This window comes from Oribacterium sp. KHPX15 (genome assembly GCF_900107835.1).
In the GTDB taxonomy this organism is placed as follows: domain Bacteria; phylum Bacillota; class Clostridia; order Lachnospirales; family Lachnospiraceae; genus Oribacterium.
Genome location: NZ_FNRG01000010.1, coordinates 15,456 through 34,891, shown reverse-complemented (window position 1 = coordinate 34,891; position 19,436 = coordinate 15,456). Strand labels below are relative to the sequence as shown.

Annotated in this window: 16 protein-coding genes; 4 read left to right on the top strand and 12 right to left on the bottom strand. The window is 44.9% G+C overall.

Annotated features, from left to right (window positions below; genetic code table 11):
- Positions 1-87: 87 nt before the first annotated feature.
- The 7 genes from BLV86_RS07970 to BLV86_RS07940 form a co-directional block, all read right to left on the bottom strand.
- Entirely contained in the window at positions 88-327 is a 240-nt protein-coding gene (locus tag BLV86_RS07970) for an RNA-binding S4 domain-containing protein (RefSeq protein WP_031547956.1), read from the bottom strand.
- Between the two features lie 170 nt (positions 328-497).
- A complete protein-coding gene (locus BLV86_RS07965) occupies positions 498-788 on the bottom strand; it encodes an HU family DNA-binding protein (RefSeq protein WP_255342790.1) in 291 nt (96 codons plus the stop codon).
- A 145-nt stretch (positions 789-933) separates the two neighbouring features.
- Positions 934-4,515: a transcription-repair coupling factor gene (mfd, locus tag BLV86_RS07960; protein WP_090816128.1), complete on the bottom strand. Its 3,582-nt coding sequence runs from the start codon at positions 4,513-4,515 to the stop codon at positions 934-936.
- Between the two features lie 132 nt (positions 4,516-4,647).
- The gene (gene pth, locus BLV86_RS07955; protein WP_031547950.1) at positions 4,648-5,232 is read right to left on the bottom strand and encodes an aminoacyl-tRNA hydrolase; all 585 of its coding nucleotides are present in this window, start codon (positions 5,230-5,232) and stop codon (positions 4,648-4,650) included.
- 208 nt (positions 5,233-5,440) lie between these two features.
- Positions 5,441-5,716 carry a septation regulator SpoVG gene (spoVG, locus tag BLV86_RS07950; protein ID WP_029201741.1) on the bottom strand — a complete coding sequence of 92 codons (276 nt, stop codon included), beginning with the start codon at positions 5,714-5,716 and terminating at the stop codon, positions 5,441-5,443.
- 34 nt (positions 5,717-5,750) lie between these two features.
- Positions 5,751-6,872 carry a glucose-1-phosphate adenylyltransferase subunit GlgD gene (gene glgD / locus BLV86_RS07945; RefSeq protein WP_090816126.1) on the bottom strand — a complete coding sequence of 374 codons (1,122 nt, stop codon included), beginning with the start codon at positions 6,870-6,872 and terminating at the stop codon, positions 5,751-5,753.
- Positions 6,869-8,143, bottom strand: a complete 1,275-nt coding sequence (locus BLV86_RS07940; RefSeq protein ID WP_090816124.1) for a glucose-1-phosphate adenylyltransferase — start codon at positions 8,141-8,143, stop codon at positions 6,869-6,871. Before BLV86_RS07940 ends, glgD begins: the two co-directional genes overlap by 4 nt.
- 404 nt (positions 8,144-8,547) lie before the next feature.
- Between BLV86_RS07940 and asnS the strand changes: the two genes are divergently transcribed.
- The 3 genes from asnS (at position 8,548) to BLV86_RS07925 (ending at position 13,319) form a co-directional block, all read left to right on the top strand.
- Positions 8,548-9,936 (top strand): asparagine--tRNA ligase, encoded by a 1,389-nt coding sequence (gene asnS, locus BLV86_RS07935; protein WP_031547940.1) that lies wholly within the window; start codon positions 8,548-8,550, stop codon positions 9,934-9,936.
- A gap of 357 nt (positions 9,937-10,293) precedes the next feature.
- Positions 10,294-11,373 carry a metallophosphoesterase family protein gene (locus BLV86_RS07930; protein WP_031547937.1) on the top strand — a complete coding sequence of 360 codons (1,080 nt, stop codon included), beginning with the start codon at positions 10,294-10,296 and terminating at the stop codon, positions 11,371-11,373.
- A gap of 2 nt (positions 11,374-11,375) precedes the next feature.
- On the top strand, positions 11,376-13,319 hold the full coding sequence (locus tag BLV86_RS07925; protein WP_031547936.1) for an ATP-binding protein: 1,944 nt from the start codon (positions 11,376-11,378) through the stop codon (positions 13,317-13,319).
- 46 nt (positions 13,320-13,365) lie between these two features.
- On the opposite strand, the gene BLV86_RS07920 is transcribed toward BLV86_RS07925, so the two are convergent.
- On the bottom strand, positions 13,366-15,048 hold the full coding sequence (locus tag BLV86_RS07920; RefSeq protein WP_090816122.1) for a sensor domain-containing phosphodiesterase: 1,683 nt from the start codon (positions 15,046-15,048) through the stop codon (positions 13,366-13,368).
- 269 nt (positions 15,049-15,317) lie between these two features.
- A complete protein-coding gene (locus tag BLV86_RS07915; RefSeq protein ID WP_031547932.1) occupies positions 15,318-16,412 on the bottom strand; it encodes a hypothetical protein in 1,095 nt (364 codons plus the stop codon).
- Positions 16,413-16,630: 218 nt separating this feature from the next.
- On the opposite strand from BLV86_RS07915, the gene BLV86_RS07910 reads away from it, so the two are divergent.
- Positions 16,631-16,897 (top strand): hypothetical protein, encoded by a 267-nt coding sequence (locus BLV86_RS07910; RefSeq protein ID WP_031547930.1) that lies wholly within the window; start codon positions 16,631-16,633, stop codon positions 16,895-16,897.
- A 3-nt stretch (positions 16,898-16,900) separates the two neighbouring features.
- Here BLV86_RS07910 and BLV86_RS07905 read toward each other — a convergent pair whose 3' ends face one another.
- The 3 genes from BLV86_RS07905 to BLV86_RS07895 form a co-directional block, all read right to left on the bottom strand.
- Positions 16,901-17,593 (bottom strand): 5'-methylthioadenosine/adenosylhomocysteine nucleosidase, encoded by a 693-nt coding sequence (locus tag BLV86_RS07905; RefSeq protein ID WP_031547928.1) that lies wholly within the window; start codon positions 17,591-17,593, stop codon positions 16,901-16,903.
- A gap of 83 nt (positions 17,594-17,676) precedes the next feature.
- Positions 17,677-18,768 carry an undecaprenyldiphospho-muramoylpentapeptide beta-N-acetylglucosaminyltransferase gene (locus BLV86_RS07900; protein ID WP_090816214.1) on the bottom strand — a complete coding sequence of 364 codons (1,092 nt, stop codon included), beginning with the start codon at positions 18,766-18,768 and terminating at the stop codon, positions 17,677-17,679.
- A 170-nt stretch (positions 18,769-18,938) separates the two neighbouring features.
- Positions 18,939-19,355 (bottom strand): HIT family protein, encoded by a 417-nt coding sequence (locus BLV86_RS07895; protein ID WP_031547924.1) that lies wholly within the window; start codon positions 19,353-19,355, stop codon positions 18,939-18,941.
- Positions 19,356-19,436: the final 81 nt, after the last annotated feature.

The window sequence follows — 19,436 nt, the reverse complement described above, 5'->3', positions numbered from 1 at the left end:
TTTACTACAAGTTCACCTGTGAACAGTAACTTTACACCGAAGAAAACTGTCCCCGGAAATCCCGAATTGTCGGAACATCACGCCACCTTACAGATATTCGTACATATCCTTTGAATCTTCCTTATGGACAGTTTCCTGGATCGTAGTCACCTTTACCTTTACGGATTTTGTTCCGAAGGAGATTTCTATCACATCCCCAACCTTTACTTCCGTGCCGGCCTTTGCCACCTTGTCATTAATGCTTACACGTCCGGCGTCACAGGCCTCATTGGCAACCGTACGTCTCTTAATAAGTCTCGAAACCTTAAGATACTTGTCTAATCTCATAACTTTCCTGTTTTTTAATGCTTAAAAGAAATCCACCAGGGGACGGTTCCGGCGAGAACCGTCCCCGGTGGATAGAATTCAGTAAGAGGATGGCTGCAAGACAGCCATCCTCTCTCATACTTAAGTTTCTTATTAATCTTTATCCCAAAGAACTTACACGCTTTGAGTGATTAGTTAATCTTGTCCTTAAGAGCCTTACCAGCCTTAAATCTAGGTGCCTTTGAAGCCTCGATCTTCATTGTCTCACCTGTTCTGGGATTTCTTCCCTCGCGAGCAGCTCTCTCAGCAACATCGAATGTACCGAAGCCGATAAGCTGTACCTTGTCTCCATCAGCAAGTGCGTCTGCGATTGCATCAAATACGCTCTTTACTGCAGCCTCTGCATCCTTCTTTGAAAGATCAGCCTTCTTAGCAACTTCTGCTACTAATTCAACTCTATTCATGTTCTTTTCCTCCGTAATCCCATTCGGTTTGTTTTCCTGTCCTGACAGGCCCAAATGGATCTTATACTTTGTTTTACCTTAGAAATTATACTTTTATAAAGCACCCGTGTCAACCAACAACCGCTTTATTACGCGGTTTTTAGGCATTTTAGCTATTTTTGTTCTAAGTATTCTTTTTTAAACGAATAAGTGTTTTTTCCAAGTGATCCATGGTCTCATTAATTGTCCAGGTTTTCTCTCTCGTGCTCTGCCGGAATACAAAGCCCGGAGCAGCTCCTCCGGAAAATCTGAGCTGTCCGTGATTTTCCTGAATCACCTGAGGAATGGCGTCAACATTGACATCTGCCTTCGCATCCAGAAGGATCTTAAACATTCCCTTCCTGATATCGATCTCGGTGGCATAGCACTGGTGACCGAGGGCTCTCAGCTTGGCAATCTCCAGAAGATTCTCACACTCCTTTGGAAGCTCACCGAAACGGTCCATAAGCTCGTCCTGGATATCACTGTGATCTTCTTCATTCATTATTGAAGAAATCCTCTTATAGGCATCCAGCTTCTGAGCCTCATTGGAAATGTAGGAATCCGGGATAAATGCATCGATCTCGCAGTTTATCTGAGTATCAAATTCCGCTGTCTCAGTTACTTCTCCCTTTTCCGCCTTTACCGCAGTGTTCAGAAGCTTACAGTAAAGATCGTAACCCACAGCCTCCATATGACCGTGCTGCTCTGCGCCCAAAACATTACCTGCTCCACGTATTTCAAGGTCTCTCATGGCTATACGTATGCCGGAACCGAGCTGAGTGAACTCCTTAATGGCTTTGAGTCTCTTCTCCGACTCCTCCGTAAGCATTTTGCCGCGCCGGTACATAAGAAATGCATATGCCGTGCGGCTGGATCTTCCCACGCGCCCTCTCAGCTGGTATAGCTGCGAAAGGCCCATGCGCTCTGCATCCTGAATTATCAGGGTATTTGCATTGGGGATATCAAGGCCCGTTTCGATAATGGTGGTGGAAACCAGAACATCCACTTCCCCGTTTATAAACTGCAGCATAATGTCTTCAAGCTGGTTTTCAGTCATCTGACCGTGGGCATATGCCACCTTCGCGTCAGGACAAAGCTTCTGAACATGAGCGGCAATGTCGGCAATATTGTTGACCCTGTTGTAAACATAGTAAACCTGGCCGTTTCTCGCGAGCTCACGGTTTATGGCCTCACGGATCAGCTCATCATTGTACTCCATAACATAAGTCTGGATAGGTCGGCGATCCATGGGCGGTTCCTCCAGAACCGACATATCTCTGATACCCGCAAGAGACATATGGAGAGTTCTGGGGATAGGAGTTGCTGTAAGTGTAAGTACATCCACCTCCTGTTTCAGATTCTTGATCTTCTCTTTATGAGTAACCCCGAATCTCTGCTCCTCATCGATGATAAGGAGACCCAGATCCTTGAACTTTACGTCTTTGCTCAAAAGCCTGTGGGTCCCCACCACGATGTCCACACGGCCGGCCTTCACATCCTCTATGGATTTTTTGATCTGCTGTGGTGTTCGGAATCTGCAAAGCAGGGCAATGTTTACCGGGAAGCCCTTCATTCTCTCCACAAAGGTGTTGTAGATCTGCTGTGCAAGGATAGTGGTTGGCACGAGATACGCCACCTGCTTTGAATCCTGCACCGCCTTAAAAGCTGCCCTCAGGGCTATCTCTGTCTTTCCGTAACCCACGTCGCCGCAGATGAGTCTGTCCATGATCTTATGGCTTTCCATATCCTGCTTTGTGGCATCGATGGCAAGCTCCTGGTCCACAGTCTCAACATAAGGAAACATTTCCTCAAATTCCTTCTGCCAGACCGTATCACTTCCGAACTTGTAACCTGCCGTGTTCTGCCTTGCAGCATAAAGCTTCACAAGATCCTTTGCGATCTCCTTTACAGCATGCTGGACTCTTTTTCTTGTTTTCTGCCAGTCTGTGCTGTTCAGCTTATTAAGCTTCGGAGCTTTCCCCACATCCTGACTCGCATACTTCTGTATACCCTCAAGCTTTGTTGCCGGGAGATAAAGATTTCCCCCATCCCCGTACTCAACCTTTATATAGTCCTTGGTAATGCCTTCGGATTTTATACGCTCGATGCCCCGGTAGATACCTATTCCGTGAGACTCATGAACCACATAATCCCCCACGGACAGTTCGCTGAGCTTTGAAATCTTCTGACCGTCAAACTTTTTCTGTTTACGTTTTTTGCGCGCCATCTCGGCATTACCGAACATGTCACCTTCCGTAAGCAGTACAAACTTCTCCTCAGGGAACTGATAGCCGCTGTTGAGAACTCCGAACTTTACCTGTATGGCTCCGCGGGTTTCTTCATTTCTCGCAGTTGTAAGTGAGCCTGCTGTGCCTTCAGAATTATGCTTTCTGCCACTTATCGCTGCGTCCGAAGCATTCGCTCCTTCATCATTTATGTTACCTGATCCGTTTACGGAAGAAGATCTTCCTCCGGAAACACTATCCACAGAAACATCCGGACAGTAAGCCCTGAGCTCGTAGTCCCTTAAATCCTGGGCAAGTCTCGATGCTCTGGTTCTTGAAGGACTGAGGAGAACTATCTCATACTTTTCCTTCTGCCAGCGCTTAAGATCCTTTATCAGAAGATCAAAACCTGATTTATACGGTGTGACTTCACTGGTTTCAAACCGGAATTCCTCTACAGTCTTAAATTCTGTAAGATTGTTTCCCAGAGTACTGAAGGCCACTGTTCCGGGCCCGGAAAGCCTCTCCATGATTTCGTTTATTCCATAGATCAGCTTGTCGGGATCCCTTTCATCCTGAAGCCCCATGCCGTTTTCTTCAAGGACTGCCGCAAGCTTCGCATGGCTCTCGATCTCCCTGAGTCTCGCTTCAAAGCTTTCCCTGAACTCAGTTTCCACCATCTGTCCCCGTTCTTTAAGGCGATCAGGTTCATCCACGAAGATCAGGGTTTCTTTGTCAAAGTAGTCCAGAAGGCTGACTTCCTTCTCTTTTTTGTTCTTTCCTCCGGAGGCCCTATCGGAAGCCGGATATATCTCCACCTCCTGAAGATTCTCTATAGACCTCTGACTTTCCGCATCAAAGGAACGGATATTGTCAACTTCGGTATCCCAGAACTCGATTCGTACAGGATTCTCCGCTGTAAAAGGATATATATCGACTATACCGCCCCGCACGGAAAACTCTCCCATGGACTCAACTTCAGCCATTCTTTCATAACCGAGCTCAGTGAGCTTTTGGGATAATGCCTCCATCTCCACGATCATACCGGGCCGGATGCCGAGAATCGATTCTGTGAATTCTTCTCTTTTCAGCACCTTATCCATCAGTGCATCAATTGACGAAACAACAACACCGGATTCATCCTCCATAAGATGCTTAAGCACCTCTACACGCTGTCTCGTTATAAGATTTCCCTGAGTATCCGCCTGATAAAACAAAAAATCCTTGGCGGGATAATACCAGGCATCCCCGGAAAAAGCATGTATATCCTTAACAAACTGCTTGCCCTTCTGCTCGTCCCTGACAACCAGAAGCTTCCAGCTTTTGCAGGATTTTCCGTCTTCACTTTTTTCAGTATTACCCACAGTGCCCTTTAGGGAAACAAGAATCTGCGCCTTAACAGTATCCACGGTTCCGGTTACTGCAAGAGGTCCCCTGCCATCCTTGACAGCCTTCTCCAGTTCACTATAGGTTTTTGTTCTTAAAAATGGGTTCGGCATACATCTACCCTTTCCAAAGTCTGATCCATGAATCCCTGATTCAGAGTTTTCCTGTCAAAACACATTTCTTTTTTTGCACCCCATGTCATTTTTCAAAATCCATGATGAAATGCTTATGAGATCTAAATCATCCTAAAGCTTCATGGGGTTATATTTATTCATTGCATGTTCTGTTCCGTTATCGATTATATCGAGAGCCGCATTTGCAGCCTCTTCATACATCTCCTTCATGATCTTCTCATCAGTCTGGCCGAATCTCGAAAGAACATGGGCTGCAAGATCCATATTGTCCGGCTTCATTCCCACTCCCACACGGACTCTTGCGAATTTTTCGGAGCCAAGGGACGAAATGATGGATTTCAGTCCGTTATGACCTCCGGCTGAGCCTGACGGTCTTATGCGCATACGACCCACATCAAGGTTGATATCATCGGAAAACACAATTATGTGTTCCGGCTCTATCTTATAAAAATTAGCGAGTGGTGCTATGCAGTTTCCCGAAAGATTCATATAGGTAAGGGGCTTCACGATGATGATCTGCTCCATTCCATTTGCACTGTTATATCTTACTTTTGTATATGCACCATTGAATTTGGTTTCATTGAGTTTTTCTCCGCCAAGCTTATCAAGCAGCGCGTCCACTGCCTCGAAGCCAACATTGTGTCTGGTTCCTTCGTACTTTCTCTCAGGATTTCCGAGACCGGCAATTAGATACATTTGTTTTCCTCCAATGCTGTTTTTACGTAGCAGCTCAGTCGGTGGACCGGGGGGGACGGAGTGTGTGGACCAGAGGGACGGGGTTAGTGGTCCACACACCACCGCCCCCCGGTCCACCGACTGAACTGCTGCAAATCAAGGAAAAGGAGTCGCCGCCCTAAGGCAACGACTCCGATTTACCTTCTCTCTTTAACCATGTCAGTTAAGATCAAAAACCTTCTGCCTCGCTGATCATCTCTGCCTGATACTTGTCTAAGATGATACTCTGAACGGCATCTCTTGTAGATGACTTGATAGGATGAGCAATATCTCTATACTCTCCATCAGCAGTCTTTCTTGACGGCATCGCAATGAAGAGCCCCTTTTCACCCTCTATCACTTTAATGTCATGGATCACGAATTCGTTATCAAAGGTTATGGAAACGATGGCTTTCATCTTTCCTTCTTTATCCACCTTACGAATTCGCACGTCTGTTACCTGCATACCTGCTCCCTTCTGTTGTCATAAAAAACGCCTATTACATTTGATATCTTACATTCTTCTCAACAACGATCTTTATGTCATCAGGGCTTCCGATATAAGTGGTGTTGGCACGGATAGTATCTCTGCTCTCAACGATACAGTTCTCAATGACTGTATTGTCTCCGATATAAACATCATTAAGAATGATTGAATTCTTGATCACACAATTGTTGCCTACATATACTTTACGGAAAAGAACAGAGTTCTCAACTGTACCGTTTACGATACATCCACTGGCAATTATAGAATGTTTAACATTGCAGTCCGGATTGTACTTTGCAGGCGGGTTATCCTCGAGCTTGGTATAAACTCCCGGTAAAGTACGGAAGAAGTAATCACGTACATCTCTCTTAAGGAAATCCATGTTTGTCTGGTAATAAGACTCTACTGAAGAAATATTGGACCAGTAAGTCTCTATCTTATAACCGTAGATACGCTTTACATTCTTATAGCGAACAAGGATGTCATTAACAAAATCGGTACGATCCTCTTCATGTGCTTTCTCAAGGAAATCAATAAGCTGGCGTCTGCGTACTACATAGATACCACAGGAAATTGTATTGGCATCTGTAGCGATAGGCTTCTCTTCAAAATCAACTACACGGCCGTCATCATTGAGCTTAACGCATCCGAATCTGGATACATCTGTGTTGGGCTCCATGGTCTTAACAACCACTGTGATATCAGCCTTCTTCTCAATGTGATACTCAAGAACCTTGTTGTAATCCAGCTTGTAGATACCATCACCGGCTGCAACGATAACGTAAGGCTCATGTGATGACTTAAGGAACTCAAGATTCTGATAAAGTGCATCTGCTGTTCCTCTGAACCAGTCACTGTGCTCTGCTGTTATGGTCGGTGTGTATACGTAAAGACCGCCCTGCTTACGTCCGAAATCCCACCATTTGGAGGATGACAGATGCTGATTAAGTGATCTTGAATTGTACTGTGTCAATACCGCAACCTTCTGAACATGTGAGTTAGACATGTTGGAAAGTGCAAAATCGATGGCTCTGAATGAACCTGCCACAGGCATAGCCGAGATGGCTCTCTTATTGGAAAGCTCTCTCATACGCTTATTGTTTCCACCTGCTAAAATAATACCTATCGCTCTCATACCTCGCCGTCCTCCTTAATGATTGCTCCGCCGCTTGCGAGTAATCCGTCAGGATAATCCTCCGCTGTTGTCACGCCATAGATAGCGGTGTTCCTTCCGACCTTGACATTATCGGGAATTACAGAACCTTCTCCTACAGTCACAAGTTCAGCATCATATACTCTGCTGTCATATACGCTTGGTGCATACTCACCAACACCAAGTTCACAGTTCTTTCCGATCTTTACTTCCTGTGCAATGATAGCCTTATCGATCTTTGTTCCTGCCTCAATAACAGCATTGGACATGATAACAGAGTCGGTGATAACTGCACCGGATTCGATGATAACACCTTCACCGATAACCGAATTGTGAACCTCTCCGTGAATCTCGCAACCCTCGGCAATGAGACATCTCTCTACCTGTGAATTCTGAGAAATGAACTGAGGTGCAGGATTCTTGGTATCTGTATAGATCTTCCAGTACTCCTCGTAAAGGTTGAACTCAGGAATGATGGCAACCAGCTCCATGTTGGACTGCCAGTAGGACTGAAGTGTTCCTACATCCTTCCAGTATCCGTTGAACTCATAAGCGAAAATACGCTTTCCGCCCTGGAAAAGATATGGAATGATATGCTTTCCGAAATCCTCACCGGGAACGTCCTTGTTTGTGATAAGTGCTTCTCTCAGGATAGGCCATGAGAAAATATAGATACCCATGGAAGCAAGGTTTGACTTAGGCTCCTTTGGCTTCTCCTGGAAATCGATGATCCTGTTGTTCTCATCTGTTACTGTGATACCGAAACGGCTTGCCTCTTCCATAGGAACCGGCATGGAAGCGATGGTACAGTCAGCATTCATCGCTTTGTGGTACTCCAGCATAACTTCATAATCCATCTTGTAGATATGATCTCCGGACAGGATCAGAACATAATCCGGTGAATAATTATCGATATATTCGATATTCTGATAGATAGCGTTGGCTGTACCTGAGAACCAGTCTGCTCCGGTCTGGGACTCGTAAGGCTGGAGAATGGTTACACCACCTCTGTTACGGTCAAGATCCCATGGAATACCGATTCCGATGTGGGCATTAAGACGTAATGGTTTGTACTGTGTCAGTACACCAACAGTGTCAACGCCGGAATTAATGCAGTTAGAAAGCGGGAAGTCAATAATAGAATACTTACCACCGAAAGAAACTGCAGGCTTTGCGACATTCTTTGTAAGTACGCCAAGGCGTGAACCCTGGCCGCCAGCAAGCAGCATGGCGATCATTTCTTTTTTAATCACGTCATCACCTCATAGTGTTAGTTAAGTGTTAATTGTATTCAAGCTCTTTTTATTATAGCACCTGATTTATACTCTGTTAACACAAAAATGGTGATTTTTACTATAGCCAATGTATATTCATTTACGCTTTTGGCAAATAATGATAATGATTCCGACATTTTGCTTTTTTATTTGTTTTCCGGAGAAAATTGTTTTTATTTTTGTGCAATTTTTCGCCAGACAATGGATACGGGTTGGCGATTCATTTTGTAACAGGAATCCCACCGGGGGACGGTTCTCGCCGGCAAGAACCGCCCCGGTGGGATTCCCAAAAACCACATCGTGAACCATTGAAAACCCAAAGTCTTTAAAGTATAATGTTTAATTATTTATTTTACCAAAGAAAGAACAGAGGAACATTCACTATGGAAGTTACTGCTTTAAGAGAAATATTCAAAAACAAAGAGTCCTTCTACGACAAGGAAGTTACCGTAGGCGGCTGGGTCAGATCAAACCGTGACTCAAAACAGTTCGGTTTCCTTGTTATCTCAGACGGAACCTTCTTCTCACCGCTTCAGGTGGTTTATCATGATGACATGGACAATTTCCAGGAGATCGCAAAGCTTGGCGTTGGCGCTGCAGCTATCGTAAAGGGAAAGATCGTTGCAACTCCGGAGGCTAAGCAGCCTTTCGAGCTCCAGGCCACAGAGGTTACTGTTGAAGGTGCTACAACTCCTGACTATCCTCTTCAGAAAAAGAGACATACACTTGAGTACCTTCGTACCATGACACATCTCCGTCCGAGAACCAACACCTTCCAGGCAGTGTTCCGTGTACGTTCACTCATTGCTTATGCCATTCACGTATTTTTCCAGGAGAGAGGCTTCGTATATGTTCACACACCTCTCATCACCTCATCTGATGCAGAAGGTGCAGGCGAGATGTTCCAGGTAACCACTCTTCCCATCAACGGCGCACCTGAAATCGATGGTCAGATCGACTACTCACAGGATTTCTTCGGAAAGAAGACTTCACTTACAGTTTCAGGACAGCTGAACGGTGAGACCTATGCACAGGCCTTCAGAAATATCTATACCTTCGGTCCTACATTCCGTGCGGAGAACTCCAACACTCAGCGCCATGCCGCAGAGTTCTGGATGATCGAACCGGAGATGGCATTTGCAGATCTTGATGACGTTATCGCCTGTGAAGAGGACATGATCAAGTTCATCATCAAGTATGTTCTTGAGAATGCTCCCGAAGAGATGGCATTCTTCAACCAATTTCTGGATAAGGGCCTTATCGAGCGTCTTACACACGTTATGAACTCTGATTTCGCCCGCATCACTTACACAGATGCAGTAAAGCTCCTTGAAGAGCACAATGACGAGTTCGAGTACAAGGTATCATGGGGCGTTGATCTCCAGACCGAGCATGAGCGTTTCCTTACAGAAAAACACTTTAAGAAGCCTGTATTCGTAACAGATTATCCAAAGGATATCAAGGCCTTCTACATGAAGCAGAATCCTGATGGAAAGACTGTAGCTGCAGTTGACTGTCTTGTTCCCGGAATCGGCGAGATTATGGGCGGTTCACAGCGTGAGGAAGACTACGACAAGCTGGTTAAGCGTATGGAAGAGATGGGTATGGAGATGGATCAGTACAAGTTCTATCTTGACCTTCGTAAGTACGGTACAACACGCCACGGCGGATTCGGCCTTGGCTTCGAGAGAGCAGTTATGTACATCACCGGTGTCCAGAACATCCGTGACGTACTTCCATTCCCAAGAACAGTAGGAAACTGCGACATCTGATAAATAGCCGGAGGGCATCTGTTTAAATACGGGGCGCTTCAGCGGAAAAATATAGAATCGGATCCCTGAGAACCACCGGATCCCCGCCAATGCAGGAAATTCCCCTGACGAAAACTCCTGCTCGGCGAGGGAACTAAGGAATAAAGAACCAAGTGGTTTCTAAGGGGTCCGATTTTAATTTTTCACGCCGAAGCTTAACGCATCAAAACAGATGCCTTCCGGCTATTTCTATAGTTTTTCATTTTATTTAAAACTCTTTTTTATTTAATATTTTTAAGTTAAAATAGTACTATATATCGATTTTAGGGGAATATTGATGTTTGCCCGGGGGCAGGCACCAATAGGTAGGAGCATCAAATGCGTTTTATACACACATCGGATATTAACTGGGGGATGACGCCGGACCCGGATCGTTCCTGGGGCAAGGATCGTGCCAATGACATTAAATCCACTTTCAGGGGAATAATCGAAAAATGTCGTGACTTCAGCGTTGACTGCCTTTTCATCTCCGGCAATCTGTTTCATCGCCAGCCCATGAACAAGGATCTTCAGGAACTCAACTATCTTTTCGGTTCCATACCATCCACACATGTCGTAATCATTTCAGGCGAAAATGACCGTATAAGCTCAAACTCTGCTCTGTTAAGTTTCAACTGGAGCGCGAATGTACACTGGATCCTGAGCGAAAAACCGGATTCGGTCTATTTTGATGACATCAACACCAGGGTCTATGGTTTTTCCTATCACTCAAGAGAACTTAAAGAAACGGTCATAGATACCATCGAACCTGAAAATGACGGTCACATCCATATACTTCTTGCGCATGGAGGCGATCATGATCATATGCCGGTGGATGTGGAAACTCTCGAGAAACTTCCTTTTGACTACATTGCTCTCGGATACCTTCATAAACCTGTTGAGGTAATTGAAAGAAGAGTTGTCTATTCCGGTTCTCCCGAACCTCTGGACATGTCAGAAACCGGTCCTCACGGTTTTTACTTTGGAGACATTAACCCCATAACCCATAAGGTACAGAAGCTGGAGTTCATGGAAACCGCACAGATCTCATACATTCCTCTTGAGTTTTCGGTTAATGATAAGACAACCAACGATTCTCTTGTGGGCAGAATTCTAAACAAGATAAAAGCCGGCGGAGTACACAACATTTACATGCTCCGCATCACCGGAAAGCATGCCCCTGAAGTCCGCTTCGACCTGTCTTCTCTTACACACGATTACAGGATCGTAAACATTCAGGATGATTCAGAGCCACAGTATGATTTTGCCGCTCTTTACAAAGAACATCCCTCCGATCTGATCGGTTTCTATATACGAAAGCTTCTTCGGGACGATCCCGATGACATGAGCTATGTAGAAAAGAAGGCTCTGTACTACGGTATAGACGCTTTACTCAAATCTCAGAAGGGTGGTAAGTGATCATGCGTTTTGTTGACATCCACATCGATGGATTTGGTAAATTCCATAACTTTGACATGCATCTTGAAGATGGTATGAATATAATTTACGGTCATAATGAGGCCGGCAAATCAACCCTGCACTCTTTTCTCCAGGCCATGCTCTACGGTCTGGGAAGGCGTTCCGGAAAGCCACTTTCCAAAAAATACCAGTCCTGGGATTATCCTGAGGACTACAGCGGACAGCTCAGGATCGAGTACGAGGGAAAGAAATATCTGATATCCAGAGACTTTAACCAGGATCTCCTGTCTATCTATAACGAAACCGACGGTGAAGATATTGAATATCCGGAGCTCTGGCTGAACACAATGCTGAAAGGCATTTCGGAAACCGCTTTTGAAAATACGGTTTCCATAGGTCAGCTCCGAAGTGCCACAAGCCGCGGAATGATAAATGAGCTGAAATCCTGTATCAGGAACTTAAATGCCACAGGCGATATCTCACTGGACAGTGAGGGTGCCCTGTCTATCCTTGATGAACAAAGGACAAGGCTTGAATCCAAGCTTGTTCCGGATGCTGCAAAAACCTATGCCCAGCTCATAGGTGAGGTCAGAAACATTGAGCGGGATATCCAGCAGCCCGAGTACGAAAACCAGCTCAGAAAATACCAGAACCTCCGCACAGAGGCCCGCACAGATCAGGTAGACCTCCAGACAAAGAAGGAAGTGCTGATTCAAAAGGTAGCCGGCCAGGAAGCCGTCCTCCAGCAGGCAGGACTTAAAAACGAAGACGAAATCCAGTATACCCTTAACCGGGGAATAAGATTGTATAACACCTATGTGGCAGAGCAGGAAAGAGACGAGGATCCGAAAAAGTATATCATCCCCGGTGTTTGTTTTGCGGTCGCTGTAATCAGTCTTATACTGGATATACTGTTTGCCTGCGCAGGCTCGGATAATGTTGCCGCCCTCTTTAGGCTCACTCCGGAGAAGATTCCGGCATTCAAAGCTTTTGTTGACAATGCTTTACTCGGAGCAACAGTCCCGGTAGCCATATTCACTTTCCTCTTTGTTCTTACTTTGATACTCGGAATAGTATTTGTGAATAACAACAGGAACGGCAAAAAGAATCTCAACAATTCCAATCTGGAGCTGGCAAGAATACTTTCAAAGTTTCTCGGAAGCCCAGAAATAAGCGATAGAGCCATGGACAGTTTTGAAAAACACATGGATGAGCTTTTAAAGGTAAGCGGTGAACTCAACGAAAACAGAGCATCCCTTGAAGCACTCACTCAGGAGATCCAGGGACTAAATGACAATGAGCGTAAATATGATGTGGAGCTCCAGCGGCAGAACGAAAAGCAAACGGAACTGGAAGGAAAGTTACAGCATCTCGTTAATGTCAAAAACCGCGTTGAGATGCTGAAGCACACCATCAGCGAAAACGATGCCATAACAGAAGAAATCGATGCGGTAAATCTCGCATACGAAACCATGACAGAGCTTGAAGGATCCATAAGATCCAGCTTCGGACATCATCTCAATAAGGAAGCCGGAGACCTTATCTCAGGCATAACCGGTGGAGTTTATGACTCCATGTGGATAGACCAGAATCTGGATATCTTTATGAACACTCCTACAAAGCTTGTTCCTATAGAGGATGTTTCCAGCGGAACCATGGATCAGATCTACCTTGCACTGAGACTCGCAGCATCCCGTCTCATGCAAAAAAAAGATGTTGATGAAGATTTTCCTGTTTTGCCGGTTTCTCAGACGGATTCGGAAAAAAGCAGGCTTCCTCTCATCTTTGATGATTCCTTCGCAATGTATGACGAGAAGCGTCTGAACTCCGCCCTCCACTTCATCATGGACATCCACAAAGGCCAGATCCTTCTCTTCACCTGCCACACCCGCGAGCGCAGGATGCTGAAAGAAGCAAAAGATAAATTCAATGTGATTGAACTGTGAATCGCGAATTAAACAAGGCTGGAGCCCGAGGGCTCCAGCCTTGTTTTTACATCCACTTATGCATATTATCCAGGAAATCTTCCAGCATTATAGGCTTTGAGTAGTAGTAGCCCTGCATACTTGTGATATCAAAGTTATCACATACGTAGTCTACCATCTCCCTGGTCTCGAGCCCCTCAACGCACACATGTGCTCCAAGGATTCTTGCACAGTCAACTATAGCCTTAAGCATTACCTTCTTTGGCTCTTCCTTGTCGATATCCTGAATGAAGCTTCTGTCGATCTTTATCTGGTTAACAGGAAGATCAAAAAGGAGATTTATGGAAGAATAGCCTGTTCCGAAATCATCCAATGAAGTCTGCATTCCCATATCCTGTATGAACTTGAGCTTTTGTCTGAGAAGATTGACATCCAGAAGCTTACATCTCTCCGTAAGCTCCAGTCTTATATTCCTGGGAGGAACTCCTGACTCTTCAACTATCTTCTTAAGTTCCAGTTCAAAATCATCCCTTCCGAGCTGAGGATATGCAAGGTTTATGTTGACCTTGAAATCAGGTATCACCTTTATGATTTTCTTTGCATCCTCCAGAGACTTTCTGATGATCCAGGATCCAAGATCAAAGAATATAGGATCCTTCTCCAGCCATTCTATAAATGTTCCCGGGAATATCTGGCCATACTCATCTCCGTACCATCTGAGGAGAGCTTCCATGGCAACAAGCTTTCCCGAGCCTCTGCCGATAATAGGCTGGTAAACCATAAAGAAGCCCTGGCATTCGTCCATGATGGATTCTCTTATGGCATTGTAAAGCGAAAGCCTCTGTGAATCTCTCACCAGCAAGGTCTGGTTGAAAACATTAAGAGTTGTGGCACTGGTATTGTCCTTTGCTTTTGCAAGTGCGAAGAGAACACTGGTGTAAACTGTATCCGGCATGATAGAAGCGTCATCTGTATAAACACCGCCTCCGAATATATCAACGACTACATTTCTGCCTTTTATTTCTATACCTTTAAGAAGCCTGTTACGGATATTCTCAAATTCCTTTGAACCAAAGGTCTTTAGTTCCTCATCTCCCTCCTCAAAGGCCCTCAGCATGGCAAATTTGGTTCCTTCAAGCTTATAGACATCAGCACCGTTTCTGTTAAGCATCATGATATCGGCTATCACACGGAGTGCACGGTTTCCTTCCATGTAGCCGTAATTATTATTGATGGATGCAAAATCCCTGATACTCAGGAGCATGATGAAATACGGCTTGGCATTGGCATTGTACTCATTCATCTTCTCCATCATCATGGTGGTGGTATAGAGTCCTGTGGTGGCATCAACGAGATTACTCTTTTCGTAATTCACAACGATACCTGCATAAAACACAGGTTCACCATCTTCTCTCAGCATTTTTGAATAAGTGGATACTGTTACATATTTTCCATCCTTATTCATGATCCTGTAGGGAAGGTTAAGCTTATCTATCTCTCCGGCCTTCATCCGGATGGATTCCGATATAAATTGTTCCCTGTCATCAGGATGGATCAGACTGATGTACTCACTCAGCGCTTCTGCTTCATCCATCACCTGATCACTAAGTCCCAGATACTCTACGATTTCTTCGCACCACCATACTTTTCCCGTGGTGTAATCCGAATAAAACGCGTACCATCCTTCTTTTTGATTGGTAAAGACCTTGAACAATTCGTCGAAGTATTTTACTTTCAGATTGCTTTCCATATATTCACCGGCAAACGCACGTACCTGACATCCGTTCCTTTCAATTCTAAATCGGGACTTCTACTATTCGAACCCGACATACCTATACGTCTATTTCGGCAAAAAAACAAAAAAATTAAGTTTTTCGCAAAAAATCTTTTTCGCCGAAATACGGAAGAATCTGAATCCATCGGGGCAGTTCTCGCCTGCGGGAACCGCCCCGATGGATAACTCCCAAAATAAAAAAGCCTGATATGCTGCTCTTTCGAGTCATATCAGGCTTTTAATAATTATTCTTCCTTTTCAGGATGGTCAAGTTTAGTCACGGCATCAATGATTGAGGTTGTTCCTCCGGTTTCAAGAATCTCCTTGATCTTATCTATATCCTCAGCATTCATATGATTCTTTCCGAGATACTGCTCATAGTTTTTTGAAAGATTAAGGGCAAGTTCACGTTCCTGCGACTCAAGACTTGTTTTAAGATTCGTGGCATCCGTAAATGCCTGCTGGAGCTCATCCATCTTCGGCTTGTTGGCTGTCTCTATCTCATCTATGATGATATTTCTTGTAACCGTATCAAAGTTGTTCTGTGCACTCTGTTTCTGGCTTATGATATCACTTCTCTGCTGCTGAAGATTAGCGATGTCATCATCGAAGGACTTAAGATTATAAACTGCCTCATCGGAATCATTTCGGATACTGTGCTCAAGCTTCTTTATGATCTTCCTGTTTGTCTTGATACGGTTTAAAATGTCTCTGCCCTGACGGACTGTGTCCGCATATCTGCCGGAAACATTCATGATGGCAACATAGACACCTCCGAAAATAATGATATCCAGGAGATAGATCCCCACCAGATAAATCCACCGTCTTTTCGGTATCAGGAAAAATGCCCCCCATGGCAAAAATGCAAAAATGAGTATAAACACTGTCAAAAAGCAGATAAACTCCGCTATTCCTGATGGGTGAAATAATGTATAAAAGACAGGCCACTTCATATAGAAGGGAGCATTATCCTTTTTAACTATAGCCGCAAGCTGACGCTTAAGCTCAGTGATCTCAATGCGTCTCGGCTCAGTCTCGTTCTTTATACGGCCCTTAACGCCTTCCTGCCTGGCCTTTTCCCTTTCAGTCTGTTTCTTCTTGAGACTTGCCTCCACCTGACTTATCTGTTTGTCATGAGTTTCGGTCAGCTCCTCTCCTCTTTGCTTCAGGGTCTTGTCTATCTTATCCTGAATGCTTTTCCGGAAATCATCAAGTGCAGCAGCTGACTGTTTTTCCACATCTATCTGACTTGTGAGCTGATTACAGATATTCTGATATTCTGTTATCGCATTTTTTGCATCATCCAAAAATGCCTGGGGATTATCTATTTCCATTCCCATTATGTTTGCCTCCCGATCGTCACGTTATGAACTGGTAATATCATAGAATATTTTTGTGAATTAAATATTAACAACTGTATTTTTTTCGTTTTTGCAGCATTGCAAAGCCTGGTTTTATAGACTATAGTGAAAACCAAATTCTATTCATCTGTTGACAAGTTTTAAAGCCATGATATCTGAAAAATATAAATCAGACTGGCTGCCCTAAGGAGGATCTCATGTTCAGAATGAGCGGCTCAATATACAGAAATGGTCAGATCATAAGGGAATGCGTATCCAGGCAGGAGGATAACTCTGTGTCCAGAACGGACCGTGTCCTCACTGCACTTAAAGAAATCTGTGAGTATATGGATCTTGCCGTACCCATCTGGCTTCAGTCAAACATAAACGAATTCAAGCGAAAATCCATCACTGCCTTCAGATCTGATTCTTTTGTTGAGCCCATAGGCTTTGACTACCTGAGGATTGAAGTCATAGAGGAATAATGTTTACAGTCTTTCAACAAGAGCCTCAGTAAGTCTCACGCAATGCTCAATTGCCTTTTTCTCAAAGGTCGGATAATCCACCTGTGCGGAATTGTCTGCCTTATCAGAAATGGCTCTTATGATAAGGAACGGCACCTTGTTCTGCCATGCAATCTGGGCAATGGCAGCGCCCTCCATCTCGCAGCATTTTCCCTGGAAATGCTTAACTATCCACTCCTTTGTGTCATTATCAGAAACGAACTTATCGCCGCTACACACACGACCTATGAATGTATGAATGTCGGGATTCACCTTACGGTTCTCCTCTTCAGCCAATGCTATAAGCTTGTTATCTGCCTTAAAGGAAAGTGTTCCCACTCTGGGAATCTCACCAAGCTGATAACCGAAAGCTACAGCATCCATGTCATACTGGGCAGCATCCTCCGAAAGCACGATGTCACCGATGTCAATGTGGGCATCGAGAGATCCGGCGATACCTGTATTGATAACATGATCCACCATGTAACGGTCTATGAGCACAGCTGTGCAGGCGCCGGCATTAACCTTACCTATACCTGAACGGACAACCGTAACATACTTGCCCTTGAGCTTTCCGGTTACAAATGTGAGGCCATTATGTTCTTCCGTGACAGCATCGGTTATATCCGCCTTCAGCTTCTCAACTTCCTCATCCATTGCGCCAATTATTCCAATCATGATAACAATTCACCTTTCTATATAACGAGTTTTTTGTCGTTCGCTTCTGACCTACAGATGCAGGCTTTAATCTGCTCTTCTGTTTAAGAATTCTTTTCCTGATTTTCTTTAACCACATCCCTGAGAACCTGAAGCACGTGATCAACACCGTTGCCCTGGTCCGAGTTCTGCATGGCTATAATGTAACCCGACTTCTTGAGGTGCACCTCATGTACCGCATTGTACAGGAGGTCAATGTCTTTCTCCATCTCATGCTGGTCAAGCACGAAGCTGAAACCCTGCTTTTCGAAGGATTCGGCATTCAGGATCTGATCACCTCTGCTTGCATCAAGAGGCAGCGGGATAAGAATGTTTGGCTTCTTCAGTGCCACAAGCTCGCAGATAACATTGGCACCGGCTCTTGAGATCACAACGTCTGCAAGAGCGTACAGATTTCTAAGTCCGTTCGTCAGAAACTCATACTGCTTATAGCCTTTTGTATCGTTAAGGCTGTTGTCCAGGTTGTTCTTGCCGCATACATGAACAACATCAAAATCCTCAAGAAATCTTGGGAGCAGCTTACGTACCGCATTGTTGATGGCAACCGAACCGAGGGAGCCTCCGATGATCATGAGCACGGGCTTCTTACCGTCAAATCCGGTCATTTCAAGCCCTTCCTCACGGGTACCCATGAGAAGCTTCTCTCTGATGGGAGAGCCTGTAAGAACTGCTTTACCTTCAGGAAGTTTCTTAAGAGTTTCCGGGAAATTGCAGCAGATCTTGTCACAGGCCCTGGCACATAAGCGGTTTGCAAGTCCGGGGGACATGTCTGACTCATGAGACACAACAGGGATATGGAGACTGCGGGCCGCCCAAACTACGGGAACCGCAACAAAACCGCCCTTACTGAATACTATATCGGGCTTGATCTTCTCCAGAGCCTTTCGGGCTTCATTGTAGCCTTTAAGAACCCTTATGGGATCGGAAAAATTCTTAACATCAAAGTATCGACGAAGTTTTCCTGTGGATATACCGGTGTAGGGAATGCCTTCGGCCTCTACCATTTTCTTTTCAATTCCGTCATAGGAGCCAATGTAATAGACCTCGTAACCGTCCTTCTTCATCCGGGGGATAAGGGCTATATTGGCAGTGACGTGGCCGGCTGTTCCGCCACCGGTCAGTACTACTTTACCGATCATTTTGTTCTCCTTTATTAATGCTGCTTTTGGGAGCCCTGATATCTGATATACAGATTCAGATCTGATCAGCTCCTTTTATACAGATTCAGATCTGATCAGCTCCTTTATAAGCGCTTTTCATGCCGTTTACGTCCGGCCAGATAGACTGGGATTTAACGACTCAGGAATCAAAGTGCCTTTACGAGCTTATCGCAGATTTCAGCCATCTTTTCCGGAGCTGTCTTTCCGGGCTTCCAGAGAACCATCTCATCAGCATTGCCGTAGCGTGGGATGATGTGGGTATGGAAGTGGTTTACGGTTTGGCCTGCTGCTTCTCCGTTATTCTGGACAACATTAAAGCCCTTAGCGCCGATAGCCTTTTTCATGGCTGTTCCGATCTTTCCGGCAAGAGGCATTACCCCTGAAGCTATGTTGTCGGGAAGCTCTGTGAGGTCCTGATAGTGCTCCTTTGGGATGATGAGCACGTGTCCGTCTGATGCCGGGTTTGCATCAAAGATCACTCTGAATGTATCGTCCTGATACAGGGTTGTTGTGGGTATATCTCCATTTGCCAGTTTACAAAAAATGCAATTATCGTCTTTCATGTCGAACCTCCGATTTTTCGTAAAAACTAGAAATATTATATAATTTTGGCGGGGCTTAGACAAGGAAATTGACGGAGCAAA

Excerpts from the sequence above, each read along its gene's own strand:
- BLV86_RS07905 (WP_031547928.1), bottom strand. The coding sequence starts at position 17,593 with ATGATTGGAATAATTGGCGCAATGGATGAGGAAGTTGAGAAGCTGAAG.
- asnS (WP_031547940.1), top strand. The coding sequence starts at position 8,548 with ATGGAAGTTACTGCTTTAAGAGAAATATTCAAAAACAAAGAGTCCTTC.
- spoVG (WP_029201741.1), bottom strand. The coding sequence starts at position 5,716 with ATGCAGGTAACAGACGTGCGAATTCGTAAGGTGGATAAAGAAGGAAAG.
- mfd (WP_090816128.1), bottom strand. The coding sequence starts at position 4,515 with ATGCCGAACCCATTTTTAAGAACAAAAACCTATAGTGAACTGGAGAAG.
- BLV86_RS07915 (WP_031547932.1), bottom strand. The coding sequence starts at position 16,412 with ATGGGAATGGAAATAGATAATCCCCAGGCATTTTTGGATGATGCAAAA.
- BLV86_RS07925 (WP_031547936.1), top strand. The coding sequence starts at position 11,376 with ATGCGTTTTGTTGACATCCACATCGATGGATTTGGTAAATTCCATAAC.
- BLV86_RS07970 (WP_031547956.1), bottom strand. The coding sequence starts at position 327 with ATGAGATTAGACAAGTATCTTAAGGTTTCGAGACTTATTAAGAGACGT.
- glgD (WP_090816126.1), bottom strand. The coding sequence starts at position 6,872 with ATGAGAGCGATAGGTATTATTTTAGCAGGTGGAAACAATAAGCGTATG.
- BLV86_RS07930 (WP_031547937.1), top strand. The coding sequence starts at position 10,294 with ATGCGTTTTATACACACATCGGATATTAACTGGGGGATGACGCCGGAC.
- BLV86_RS07920 (WP_090816122.1), bottom strand. The coding sequence starts at position 15,048 with ATGGAAAGCAATCTGAAAGTAAAATACTTCGACGAATTGTTCAAGGTC.
- BLV86_RS07895 (WP_031547924.1), bottom strand. The coding sequence starts at position 19,355 with ATGAAAGACGATAATTGCATTTTTTGTAAACTGGCAAATGGAGATATA.
- pth (WP_031547950.1), bottom strand. The coding sequence starts at position 5,232 with ATGTATCTAATTGCCGGTCTCGGAAATCCTGAGAGAAAGTACGAAGGA.
- BLV86_RS07910 (WP_031547930.1), top strand. The coding sequence starts at position 16,631 with ATGTTCAGAATGAGCGGCTCAATATACAGAAATGGTCAGATCATAAGG.